The organism is Vibrio sp. 10N.239.312.D08, assembly GCF_041466145.1.
Classification (GTDB): Bacteria; Pseudomonadota; Gammaproteobacteria; order Enterobacterales; family Vibrionaceae; genus Vibrio; species Vibrio crassostreae_C.
The window spans coordinates 1-12,983 of the sequence record NZ_JBFSSD010000023.1; the positions used below are offsets into that span (position 1 = coordinate 1).

The 12,983-nt window shown below is 45.5% G+C and carries 8 protein-coding genes; 3 read left to right on the forward strand and 5 right to left on the reverse strand.

What is annotated here, in order from left to right; genetic code table 11:
- Positions 1 to 272 precede the first annotated feature (272 nt).
- The 3 genes from AB6D58_RS13515 to AB6D58_RS13525 all read left to right on the forward strand — a co-directional run bounded on the left by AB6D58_RS13515 (position 273) and on the right by AB6D58_RS13525 (position 4,184).
- Positions 273 to 1,286 carry a Fe(3+) ABC transporter substrate-binding protein gene (locus tag AB6D58_RS13515; protein ID WP_017059419.1) on the forward strand — a complete coding sequence of 338 codons (1,014 nt, stop codon included), beginning with the start codon at positions 273 to 275 and terminating at the stop codon, positions 1,284 to 1,286.
- A 244-nt stretch (positions 1,287 to 1,530) separates the two neighbouring features.
- The gene (locus AB6D58_RS13520) at positions 1,531 to 3,156 is read left to right on the forward strand and encodes an iron ABC transporter permease (protein WP_017059418.1); all 1,626 of its coding nucleotides are present in this window, start codon (positions 1,531 to 1,533) and stop codon (positions 3,154 to 3,156) included.
- Complete coding sequence (locus AB6D58_RS13525) at positions 3,156 to 4,184, forward strand: ABC transporter ATP-binding protein (RefSeq protein ID WP_372154977.1); 1,029 nt, start codon at positions 3,156 to 3,158, stop codon at positions 4,182 to 4,184. Before AB6D58_RS13520 ends, AB6D58_RS13525 begins: the two co-directional genes overlap by 1 nt.
- A 150-nt stretch (positions 4,185 to 4,334) precedes the next feature.
- On the opposite strand, the gene AB6D58_RS13530 is transcribed toward AB6D58_RS13525, so the two are convergent.
- From AB6D58_RS13530 to AB6D58_RS13550, 5 genes are all read right to left on the reverse strand, one after another.
- Positions 4,335 to 5,747 carry a phosphoglucomutase/phosphomannomutase family protein gene (locus AB6D58_RS13530; RefSeq protein ID WP_372083289.1) on the reverse strand — a complete coding sequence of 471 codons (1,413 nt, stop codon included), beginning with the start codon at positions 5,745 to 5,747 and terminating at the stop codon, positions 4,335 to 4,337.
- 74 nt (positions 5,748 to 5,821) lie between these two features.
- The gene (locus AB6D58_RS13535; RefSeq protein WP_123962098.1) at positions 5,822 to 8,227 is read right to left on the reverse strand and encodes a GH36-type glycosyl hydrolase domain-containing protein; all 2,406 of its coding nucleotides are present in this window, start codon (positions 8,225 to 8,227) and stop codon (positions 5,822 to 5,824) included.
- Positions 8,228 to 8,355: 128 nt separating this feature from the next.
- Positions 8,356 to 10,290: a beta-N-acetylhexosaminidase gene (locus AB6D58_RS13540; RefSeq protein ID WP_372050858.1), complete on the reverse strand. Its 1,935-nt coding sequence runs from the start codon at positions 10,288 to 10,290 to the stop codon at positions 8,356 to 8,358.
- 12 nt (positions 10,291 to 10,302) lie between these two features.
- Positions 10,303 to 11,187 carry a BadF/BadG/BcrA/BcrD ATPase family protein gene (locus AB6D58_RS13545; RefSeq protein WP_372157535.1) on the reverse strand — a complete coding sequence of 295 codons (885 nt, stop codon included), beginning with the start codon at positions 11,185 to 11,187 and terminating at the stop codon, positions 10,303 to 10,305.
- Between the two features lie 2 nt (positions 11,188 to 11,189).
- Positions 11,190 to 12,911 carry a glycoside hydrolase family 9 protein gene (locus AB6D58_RS13550; protein ID WP_372157537.1) on the reverse strand — a complete coding sequence of 574 codons (1,722 nt, stop codon included), beginning with the start codon at positions 12,909 to 12,911 and terminating at the stop codon, positions 11,190 to 11,192.
- Positions 12,912 to 12,983: the final 72 nt, after the last annotated feature.

The following is a 12,983-nucleotide window of genomic DNA, read 5'->3' on the forward strand; positions in this document are numbered from 1 at the left end:
CGCTTGTACGGTGGTGTGAGAGGACGGAGGCTGCGAGGCCTCCTCCTACTCGATTATTTACGGTTGCACAATATATAAACACGAACGTTGAAGTTAGGCTCATTGTTTAAGGGGAACGACAAGACACAAAGTTGAAATGGTTTGTTACAAAAGTGAGAGTTTGAATGGTCTGAGTAGACGGATTTTTTGTTGGTCGTCATTGTAATTATGTTAATGATGAATATAATAACGCAACTGATAGACATTATCATTTCGATATAAAGGATTTTACAATGAAGAAACTGCTAACACTTTCAGCTCTAGCGTGTGGTGTAATTGCCCCGACAGCAATGGCTGCGGAAGAAGTAAACGTATACTCTTACCGTCAACCTTTCCTTGTTGAGCCAATGTTCAAAGAGTTCACAAAAGAGACTGGTATTAAAGTAAACGTTAAGTTTGCTAAAAAAGGTTTAGCAGAGAAGTTAGCTCAAGAGGGTGAATACAGCCCAGCTGACGTTGTCTTAACTGTAGATATCAGCCGTCTATCTGAATTAACTAAACAAGGTCTAGTTCAATCTGTAGAGAGCGATGTACTTGAAAAGAACATCCCAGCTCAATACCAAGATACAGATAACGAGTGGTTCGCTCTAACAACTCGTACACGTAGCGTTTATTCTTCACGTGACCGTGTTGGTCGTCTAGGTGAAGAGTTCACTTACGAAGATCTAACTAAGCCTGAATTTAAAGGCAAAATCTGTACTCGTAGTGGTAAGCACCCATACAATGTTTCTCTAGTATCTTCGATGATTGCTCACAAAGGTGAAGCTGAAACGAAAGAATGGCTAGAAGGCGTAAAAGCAAACCTAGCACGTAAGCCTCAAGGTAACGACCGCGCGCAAGTTAAAGCGATTAAAGAAGGTCTATGTGATGTTGCTCTTGGTAACAGCTACTACCTAGGTAAGATGGTTAATGATAAAGAGCAAAAAGCTTGGGCTGACTCTGTTTACATTAACTTCCCTAACCAAGAGACTACAGGTACTCACGTAAACATCTCTGGTATGGCAATGGCTAAATACTCTCCAAATGAAGAGAATGCCGTTAAGCTGATGGAATTCCTATCTGGTGACACAGCACAAAGCATGTACGCAGAAGTGAACTACGAATACCCAGTGAAAGCAGACGTTAAACCTTCTGAGCTTGTTGCTTCATGGGGCGAGTTCAAAGCGGATACTATTTCTCTAGACGAAATTGCAAACCACCACGCGGCTGCAATCAAGCTATTAGACGAAGTTAAGTTCGATCTATAATTTATTACGGTAGGCTTCGGCCTAAGTAAAATGACAACCTCAAGTCGCCATTTTGGCTACTTGGGGTTGTTTGTTATTGGAAAATCACTTTTTGATACAAAGCACCCCGTTGATCCCTTGAGTTATTAGCATCTCACCTTGAAGTCATTAGAGTATATGGGTATAAATAACCCCACCATTAAAAGGATATGAGATGTATTTGCAAATGCATTTGTGTTTCATTAAGCCTCGTTGTAGTTAGGCGATGAAAGAAAAGAATTATTTATGGAACACCAGTAGCGGCATTATTGCTGTATTACTGGTCTTACCGATCTTAGCGATTTTTACGACGGCTGTTGGAGAAACAGATGAGCTATTTTCTCATCTGATGTCCACAGTGATGCCTACCTATGCCTACAATACGGTGGTTTTAGTCATAGGAACCATGTTCCTGTCTTTAGTTTTTGGTATTCCGTCGGCTTGGGTTATGGCAATGTGCCGTGTTCCGGGAGAGCGTGTTTTGCAGTGGGCACTCGTCCTGCCATTAGCAATGCCAGGCTATATTGTTGGCTATATCTTTACCGATTGGTTCGACTTTGCCGGCCCTGTTCAGGTTCTACTGCGAGATCTTACTGGGTGGGGACCCGGTGAGTATTGGTTCCCAGATATTAGAACCTTATCCGGCGCTATTATTGTTCTGTCTCTCGTTCTCTATCCTTATGTTTATTTGCTGTGCCGCGCGGCATTTATGGAGCAAAACGTCTCCTTATTACAATCTGCTCGTTTGCTAAAATGCTCGCCTTGGGAAAGCTTCCGTCGTATCTCCTTACCACTTGTTCGTCCATCAATGGCGGTCGGTTTATCGCTTGTTGCGATGGAAACTATCGGTGACTTTGGTACCGTGAGTTACTTTGCGGTAAATACTTTAACGACTGCGGTTTATGATACTTGGCTAGGCTACTCAAGCTTAACGGCAGCTGCGAAAATATCGGCAATCATGCTGGTTATCGTGATCCTACTGTTGAGCTCAGAGCGATACAGTCGCCGTAAGCAGAAGCTATTCCAGAATCAGTTCAGCAGCCGCGAAGATTTTCGTTACGACCTTTCTGGTTGGAAAAAATGGCTGGCACTATTCTGGTGCTGGGGATTAGTTTGCGTTGCGTTCTTATTCCCTCTTGGCCAGCTCATTATTTACGCCTACAAATATTTTGCTCAAAGCTGGACCCCTGAATTCAGAGAATATGCCATCAACAGCCTTTACGTTTCGGTAGCTGCTGCGATTATTGGCGTGATTATCGCGATGATTGTTAACTTTAATCAACGCGTTAGTCCGAGTAAGAAGAATCAGGCTTATATGCGCCTCGCTTCGATGGGCTATGCCGTCCCAGGCACCGTGTTAGCGATTGGTGTGATGGTACCTGTTTTGTTCATGGATCACTTGGTCAATGACATTGCGAAAGTGATGGAGTGGGGGCGACCTGGTTTGATCTTCTCTGGCTCCATGTTCGCGCTAATCTTTGCCATGGTCGTACGTTTCTCAGCAGTGGCAATTGGCAGTATTGAAAGCAGCTTGAGCAAAGTATCCCCTTCATTGGATATGGCTTCTAAAACCATGGGCTGCAATACCAACCAGATGTTACGTCGTGTTCATTTACCTTTGATTAAACGTGGCGCATTGATCGCTGGCTTACTGGTGTTTATCGAATCAATGAAAGAGTTGAATGCGGCATTGCTGCTGCGTCCTTTCAACTTCGAGACATTGGCGACTTATGTTTATAACTATGCCTCAGATGAGCACCTAGAATTGGCGGCGATGCCTGCTGTATTATTGGTGTTGGTGGGTTTAATTCCTCTGATCATCGTAAACCGTTCCTTGGAGCAGAAAAACTAATGAGTTGTGCATTATCAATTAAAGATCTGACTTGTAAGTATGAGTCGCAAACCATTTTGGAAGCGCTCTCGTTAGAAGTTGAGCATGGTGAAATTGTTTGTCTTCTTGGTGCGAGTGGCTGCGGTAAAACGACCTTACTGAAGGCGATTGCAGGCTTACTTCCATTAAGTAGCGGTGTGATGAGTTTGAACTGTCAAACCATTGATGATGGCGAGAATTGGTTGCCACCAGAGCAGCGTAACATTGGTATGATTTTCCAAGATTACGCCCTGTTTCCGCATCTGACGGTAAACCAGAATGTCGGCTTTGGCTTGAAAGACCTTTCTGAGCAGCAAAAGAAAGACAAAGTTCAAGAGATGCTGGAGCTGGTTCACTTAGGTGAGTATGGTGAACGATACCCACATCAACTTTCAGGTGGTCAACAGCAGCGTGTCGCTATTGCTCGTTCTTTGGCGTACAAGCCAGACTTGCTACTGTTAGATGAACCATTCTCAAACATCGATACTCAGGTTCGTCATGAGCTGATTTCTCAGATTCGCAAGATTTTTAAGAAGCAGGGTGTTACAGCTATCTTCGTAACTCACAGCCGTGAAGAAGCGTTCGCATTTGCAGATAAAATGGCAGTAATGAACCATGGTGTGATTGAGCAGTATGGTTCGGCATCTGAGTTGTATTTCCATCCTTCAAGTAAGTTTGTTGCAGACTTTTTGGGTGGCGGTAGCTACCTCAATGCACAGCGTATTTCGGAGCATGAATTTGAAACCAGTTTGGGTATGGTTGAAGCCAAACCGCAAACGGAGATTGAGTTCGGCAATACATGTGAGCTTCTGCTAAGGCCCCAGCATATCCAAGCAAGTTACGAGCAAGATAGTGCTATTTCGGTGCTAGAACAGCAATTTATGGGTGATCACTGTCGTTATGTAATCGAAGCGCATGGTCAGAAGTTATTAGCAACCTCGTCAGAAGCACTTGAAGTGGGTATGCCGGTCAACGTAAAAGTCGATACCAAAGGCGTATTGGCTTTTTAAAGAGATATAACGCGATACTAATCGTTACAAGAATCGCGATAAAAAAGCCCAGCACTTTAATCAAAGTACTGGGCAAGAGTTCTTCACTTATAGGCTTTAACAAGGCAGTGATTTGTTAAGTCCCATACAAAACTGCTGCACTCTATAAGCCTATAGAGAGAGGAAGTCTTTCACTTTTTGAAGAACACGTTCTGCAGTGTCTTTATCTTCCATTTCTGCGAAGATTCGTAGTAACGGCTCTGTTCCTGAGAAGCGAGCAATGACCCAGCCGCCATTCTTGAAGTACACCTTGGCACCATCTTCATAGCTGACTCTTTCAATTTCGTATTCAAATTCAGGCAGTTGCTTCTCGACGTAGATCTTAGTGTAGAGCGCTTCTTTCTCTGAAGGTTTAAACTTATAATCGCCTTCTGCGGTGTAGGCATAGCCATATTTAGAGTAAATCTCATCAAGTAATTCAGACAGCTTCTTGCCTGTCACACTGATCATCTCAACCAGTAAGCTTGAAGCAAATACGCCATCCTTACCTTTGATGTGACCACGAATGGTTAAACCACCTGAACTTTCGCCACCAATCAGAGAGTCATCGGCCTCCATTTGTGAGCTGATATGCTTAAAGCCTACAGGAACCTCAAAGCTCTTCTCACCATGATCTGCCGCCACTTTATCCAGTAGGTGTGTGGTTGCGATGTTACGAACGACAGAGCCCTTCCAGCCTTTGTATTCCAGCAAGTAGTAGTAAAGTAGGAGTAGCACTTCGTTAGGGTGAATGAAGTGACCTTTCTCATCGATGATTCCCAAACGGTCAGCATCGCCATCAGTACCAATACCAATGTCATAGCCTTCTGCTGCAACTAAGTGCTTCAAGCGATACAGCGTTGCAGCATTTGGCGACGGCATTAAGCCACCAAAATCTGGGTTTTTGCCATCGTTGATGACGTCGACATCACAGCGACCGTTAATCAGCACGGTTTGCAGAGCATTTTTTGCAACGCCAAACATTGGGTCAATCAGTACACGTAGGTTAGCTTTCTTGATCGAATCGATATCGATGAAGTTGATGATTGAATCAACAAAGTCGTTCATCGGGTTGATGATCTCGATTTCTTTGTCGTTTAATGCTTGCTCGAAATCGACACGAATAATATCTTCGTTGGTCAGTGTTGCGATTTGCTGTTCGATCTTCTCTGTGATGATCTCATCAGCATCACGGCCACCTTCAATGAATACCTTGATGCCATTGTAATCGGCTGGGTTGTGAGAGGCGGTAATACACGCCGAGTAGGTGCATCCCATCTCTTTTGCTTGGAACATCACGATAGGTGTTGGAACAAACTTATCGATGAAGCTTACTTTGATGTTGTTCGCCGCAAGTACTTCTGCAAACCAACATGCGGCTTTATCGGAAAGGAAACGACGGTCATAGCCGATCACAAACCCATTCTTGGCTGCATCTTCGTTGTTGATGATGTTAGCGAGTGCTTGCGCTACCAAACGGACGTTTTCTCTAGTGAACTCCTCACCAATGAAGGCGCGCCAGCCACCTGTACCAAATTTAATCATTAGAAAATCCTTTTAGTCTCATTGTCTCAAGCCTGTAAAGACTTGAGACAAGAGCTGTTCGTTAAATTGAGTGACTAGCCTAGAACAACGACAACATCGTTCTCACTGCCTTCTGCTTGTACTGGGATTGCACCTTCAACTGACTCACCATTGATAGTGATAGAAGCAACGCCTTTGCTTACTGCATTCGGGTTTTGCACTGTGATGTTGTAAGTTGCGCCACGCCATTGACGAGTAACCTCGAACTCTGGCCAATCTGTCGGGATACATGGATCAACCGTTAATCCTTCAAAGCCAGTACGAACACCAAGAATGAAGTTGGTTACCGCAAAGTAAGCCCAACCAGAGGTACCGGTTAACCAAGGGTGGTTTGCGCGGCCGTGGTCTTGGTGGTCTTTACCCATGATGAACTGCACGTACGAGTATGGTTCTGCGTAACGTGTTTCAATCATGTCGTTTTGGTTATACGGGTTAAGTGCATCGTAGAATTTCATCGCACGGTCACCACGGCCAAGTTTCGCTTCTGCTACCCAAGCCCATGGATTCGGGTGAGAGAAGATTGCGCCATTCTCTTTTACGCCTTGGTAAACGCGAGTCACGAAACCGATGTCATCGTTTGGTGTTGCAAATGAAGGGGAGTTTAGGTGTAAGCCGTATTCAGAGAATAGGTTCTCATCTACTGCGTCCATCGCTTTCTCACCGCGCTCTTGAGAAACGGCACCAGACAGAACTGCGAGCGTGTTTGACTCAAGGTGTACACGGCCTTCAGCTTGTTGTGCAGTACCGATCTTGTCGCCATTTTTAGTCAGGCCACGGATGTACCAACCACCCTCGTCATCCCAAAGGTGAGTTTCACACGCTTCGCGTACGTTCGCTGCCATTTCTGTGTATTTAGCAACATCAGCATCGTTATTGCGGAACTTAGCAAGGTCTAAAAATTCTTGTAGCGCCCAGAAGTGTAGGAATGACACCATTGAAGATTCACCGCCACCTAGGTTCAAACAGTCATTCCAGTCAGCACGTAGACCTTTACAAATACCAGTTTGCCCCACGTATTCAGCAGAGAAGTTCAGTGCCGCTTTCATGTGTTCATAAACTGTCGCCTCGCCACCGTCTGCGTATGGAATCACTTCATCGAAGAAGTCGTGCTCACCGGTTTCCATCACGTACTTGATGATGGTTGGAACGATCCATAGGTGATCATCAGAACAGGTATCTTCAATGCCGTGGATCTTGTCGTCATCTGACGGTGTTGGAACAACTGTTGGTGATTTTGATGGCTCAACGTCGGCTTTCTCTGGATCGAACCAGTCAGGATCGAACAAGTGTAGACCGTAGCCCGCTTTCACTTGGCCGCGAAGCAGGTCGATAATACGTTTCTTGGTCATTTGTGGGTTGGCATGGGGTACTGAAATAGCATCTTGAGCCGTATCACGGTAACCAAGACCAGTACGACCGCCAACTTCGATGAATGATGCAAAGCGTGACCAAACCACACAGGTTTCCGCTTGGTATAGCGTCCACGTGTTGATCATTGTGTCTAAGCCTTCGTTTGGCGACTTAACTTGGAATTTGTTGCAACGCTCGTCCCAGTGATCTTTGATGCCTTGGAAAGCGGCGTCTACGTTTGCTGTGTCTTGGTACTTCTCACGTAGGCGTTCACCGTTGCCTTTACCGATACCGAGTACATACGCAAAGCGAACTTCTTCACCGGGTTGAATCGTAAATTGCTTGTGCAGAGAACCACAGTGGTTGTAACAAGTTTGAGCGCTGTTAGAACACTTACCGTTTTCAACCGCAATTGGATTTGCTTCATCACGGTACATACCAAGGAAGTTATCACGTTGGCCATCGTAGCTGTCTGGTGAGAAAGTTGAAGCTAGGTAGTAGAAGCCTTCAAAATCGTTAGTGTTGTAGTATAGGTCGTATTCCAACACACCTTCTTGGTAAGACGTGCCCGCAGAGTACAAAGACATCTGGTGGTTCTGGTTGTCCGATTGGATGTGGCTGAACGAGAACTCAACAAATGAGAAGGTGCTGATAGTACGTGGCTTATCAGTGTTGTTCTTTAGCACAACGTCCCAAACTTCTGCATCTTCGCCTTTAGGTACGAATAGCGTTTTGGTTGCGGTAATGCCGCTGTATTCACATTTGAACTTTGAGTATGACAGGCCGTGACGAACCTCGTAGTTCGCTTCATCTAGGCTCTTGGCCACTGGTTGCCAAGAGATAGACCAGTAATCACCCGTCTCATCATCACGCAAGTAAACATAGTGTCCAGGACGGTCAAAGGTGCCGTTTGGACGGAACTTAGTAACACGGTTGTATTCCGGAGAGTTGTAGAACGAGTAACCGCCCGCATTGTGCGAAATCACGGTACAAAACTTTTCAGTACCTAGGTAGTTGGTCCAAGGTGCTGGTACATCAGGGCGAGTGATGACGTATTCGCGATTGTCGTTATCGAAATAGCCGTATTTCATTGTCATTTCCTTTTTAACAAACTGCATCTATGCAGCTAATTTTTAAATAGTGATGCTGAGTCTTATCTGACTGAGCACCTTAATTTGAGTTAGCAAGCGCTCGATGTGAGTGTTGCTTTGGTTTTGTTTTATTGAGCTTTCCAAGGGTTGCGATAGTCAACATTGAGTCTGTCGAGTAGCGGCAAGTGACCCTTTAGGCGAGACAGGTAATCTAGCCAGTTTCGGTTGTTTTTATGTGTCCAACATCCTTCAGCTAAAGCGCTAATTCTTGGAAATACCATGTAATCCATACGCTTTTGGTTGGTGACGATCTCACACCATAGAGCACACTGAATTCCGCGGATCCGCTTACGAATTGGGTCGGTGTCGGATATCTCAGCAAGCGCTTCGTAGGTATAAGCTTGTTCTAATGGGATAACGGCAGCCCAATCTACGCCCGGCTCTTCCGGTGCATAATCTTGGGTCATGTCGAGATAGGTAAATTGTGCAGGTTGCAATACCACATCAAAGCCTTGGCGAGCGCAGTTCACAGCCGCTTCTTCACTGAGCCATGAATAGATGATGGTCTCTTTGCTCACCTTGTCGCCGTGCTGAGCTTCTTCCCAGCCCACCATGCGTTTGCCGAGTTGCTTAAGCTTATTCTCGGCATAGCGGAATAGGTGACCTTGCAAATCTTTGCTGTCTTGGTATTGATGTTCTTTCATCAGCGCTTGAGCTGCAGGGCTGTTAGTCCATACGCCCGGTGGTACTTCGTCTGCGCCCATGTGAATCAATTCGCTAGGGAATAGCTCTGCGACTTCTTCAATAACCGCATCTAAGAACTGGTAAGTGCCCGGTAAACCTGGATTTAACACATTGTCGTTGTAGTGCTGAATGCTCTTGTATTGAGTAGTGTCTGCTTGCTCTACCAACATATCAGGCAGTGATTTGATTGCTGCACGGCAGTGTCCCGGGATATCGATCTCAGGGATAACCGTGATGCTGCGTTGTTCTGCGTATTCAATCACTTCGCGAATCTGTTGCTGGGTGTAGAAGCCGCCGTAGTTTTCAGCAATATGGGTATATTGTGGCTCTAATGCATGGTCAGGACCTCGCCAAGCACCGATTTCAGTGAGTTGAGGTAGGCTCTTTATCTCGATCCTCCAACCTTCATCATCGGTTAGGTGCCAATGAAAAACGTTGAATTTGTAGTGCGCCAACTGGTTGATTAAACGTTTCACTTGCTCCACCGAGTGGAAGTGACGTGCACAGTCCAACATCATGCCGCGGTATTTGAAACGAGGTTGGTCGGCGATTTTGCAACATGGCACAGAGAAGCGTTCAGCATTTTGTTGTTGAACTAATTGGATTAAGCTAGCTACTGCATGAGTGAAGCCTGATTGACTGCCTGATTCTACGACCACTTGTTGAGTTGTGATTGTTAGCTTGTACTCGGCTTCATCTAAAGTTGGGTTGCTACGAAGTAGAATGTCTCCGCTCGCTTCTGGTGAGAGTTCTGTTGAAATCGCTAGCTCGAACGTAATCAGTAACTCTTGTTGTAACCAAGCGCTGGCCTTCTCTGCAAGGTGAGATTGAACCTCAATTTTGCATTTACTATTTAACGCGAAGCTACCTTGCTTAAGTTCGAACTGATTCGGCTGAGGAATTAATGCCACCTCAGCAGCGTTCACTTCAGGTATCTGATTGCGTTCACGGTATGGTGACGCCAGAACAATAGGTGATATCGCGACTGGCAGCACCGAGGTTTCGCCTTGGTGATGCGTTTGGATAAAGGCATCGTTTAGACCGTCAGAATAAAAACGGAATGGGGCGCTTTGAATGCTGAATTCAAGGTAGTAATGGTTGTTCGCCTTTAACACTGACGAACTTGGTTTGAACGAACAAAAGCTTCCAACTTGAGTCAGTTCACCTTGCGATAAACTTTCTGGAAGGATGAATCGATCAAATGCAAAGTGCAGAGACCAATCTGTTACGTCGAGGTCACTTAAGTTATGTACCGTAAGGCCAAATCGGCAGTTATTTTTTTGTTCAGAAAGAACAGCTAAGTCGATGCGATAATTCATATAACTTCCCTGCTAAGCCTGTTGATACAAGTTGTGTTGTGGTTTCCCGGCAAACATCAATGCGCCTTCGATAGCGTCGAATTGAGGTTTAACGATCCATTGCTGTACTGGTGGTGATAGCCAGTTGAGAATTCGCTCTGCGATACTTCCCATCAGGCATACCTTGTCCGCACCTTTGTGATGCAGTGCTAGTACAAACATTTCGATATCAGCGGCGGTTTGCTTGAGCATCTCGATAGCCAGTTCGTCACCTTCATTAGCGAGTTGAAAAATAACTGGTGAGAATTGACCGTAATCCTTTGGAATAGCACCTTTTGACCATTCGACAATGGCATCCACATCATTATTAAAGTGATTCATCACATGTAGAGTCAGCGGGGTTTTGTTGCGAATACCGTCTTCTGCAAGCAAGACTTGTTGAATCAAACGTAAGCCCATGACTGCGCCGCCGCCTTGATCTGAAATCGGAAATTCACGACCGCCAACCACATATTGCTCACCGTCTTTTAGGAAGATACCGCAAGAACCCGTACCACCGATCATGATTGCGCCGTCTTGGCCATTGTGAGCACCAATGCAAGCGCCATAAGCGTCGGTATTTAGTGTCATGCTTGCGAAAGGGTGTGGTTGAGCCATGAAGTCGAACCATGCTGATTTTTGCTCAGCGCCAGCCAGCGCTAGGCCAACATGCATATTTGAAAAATGGTCTGAGTTGAGTTGCCCTTGTTGTGCCGCTTTTGTGATGGCATCAATAATTGAGCTCATCGCAACATCAACACCCAAAAGGATGTTGCCACTGCCACTTTTCGCTTCACCAATCTGTTTACCTTGAGCGTCACGAATACGAGCACGACAAGAAGTACCACCACCATCAATACCGACGTAGTAAAGAGTCATTATTATTGCTCCTTACGCTGAGCTAAGAAGTTGAACTGTGCAGCGGTTGCTAATAAGAACCACGCACCATGAGGGATCCATTGCTCACCCCAGCGCCAGTTTTGAAGCATGTCATCTTTTTGTGCTGGTGGATTGAACGCAATGTCTTGTTCATCTTCAAAACCAGCTGTGATGCCATTACAGATACCGCCTTTCGCATTGAAGAACCCAAGCTGAGGTAGGTAGTCTGGGTTGTTATGGCCATGACCATCGAGCATGCACATGTGGTATGGGTTGAGGCCCAAGATCCAATCAAGGCTATTTTGTGAAAGCTGGATTAAGCGCTCTTGAAGTTCGCTATCTTTAATGTGCGGTTGAACTAGGTAAGCCATGGTTGCGAGTGAGCCAAGGCGTGCGTTCTCGCCTTGCCACCAGTAACCGGTTTCGTTCTGTTGAGCGACGAAGAAGGCATCACGTTTATCACCATCGACAGATTTAACGTATTGTCTTGGATAGCCAAATGGGTTGGTGACTTTGTCGGTGATGTTGATTTCGAACTGACAAGCTTGTTCAACAACTGTGCGCGCCTGTTCTTTTAATTCAGCATCGGTTTCGTTGTCGATGTATTCACATAGTGCAATCACAGGAAGACCGGCTTCAGCTGCGTGAAAGTATGGACGAGAGCCATCAGAGTTTGCCGACCAGAAGTGCTCAAATGAATCATCGGATTGCTGACGAGAGATTAAACGAGTCGCCCAAGTTCTTGCTTCTGATAGGTATTGCTGGTCTTGTGTTACGCGATACAGCTCATTGGCTGCGAGTAGGGCGCAATACTCATCGATGATGTTCTCTTCACCATCGTTTAGATACTGGAAGTTGTACTCTTTTAGATGCCAGTAACCCTTAACCGCCATTTCAAGGTATGTGTGGCTCGAGTAGCTACCAGAGATTTCAAGCTCAGAAGCTGCGGCTAATGCTGCGATAGCAACACCTGCACCTTGTCGGTAGCCCGCTTGTAAGTCCGTTGATTTATGACCTTCTTGAGTCGCATAAGCGCAGATATCGCGTTGGTTGATATCTTTGCTCCATTTGTCGAATACCGTCATATAGAAGTATCCGTCAGCGTCTTGCATACGCACTAAGAAGTCGGCACCGAACAGAGCCTCTTCCGTTAGACGAGTCATGGAGAATTTCGGGAAGTCTGGGTTATGGCCAGTCAAGCGTACGCTTTTTAGCATGTTCCAAACGACCATCGGAATTTGTTGTGGGTTTAGGTAGTTACCATAAGACAGGTGGCTAAAATACTTACTGACATCACCTGATGCGTCATACCATCCACCGTGGACATCGACGTATCGGTCGGTACCTAGAATTTGTGCTTGTCGATCTTTTTTGTCGAAAATCCCGCCACAGCGTTGTGACTTAAAGTAATGAAGCACATCAGAAAACGTGTGGTTCATTAATAGGTTGCTACCAATCTCAAATACTTCTGAACGCAGGTTGTCAAAACGTAGGTAGTAGCGACCAGATTCAGTGACTGAACTGAAATCAATAGTGAAGAATTGCCCTTGATGCCAATTTGCTACGCGGCCTTGTTTAACCACATCAAAATTTCCGACAGTCATATGGTTGTCAGCACAGACGAGTAGAGCCGTAGTGCTTGATAGGCGAGCTTTCTTAGTTTGTAGGATAGCTTGCTTCGGGCCTGTGGACTCATAGCCAATATGGTTGGTCAATAACAGCATCAATATTCTCCGACAGTCCTAGTTTCTATTGGCTAGGTACTTGAATGTTTTGGATATAAATAGTTAGGGTCC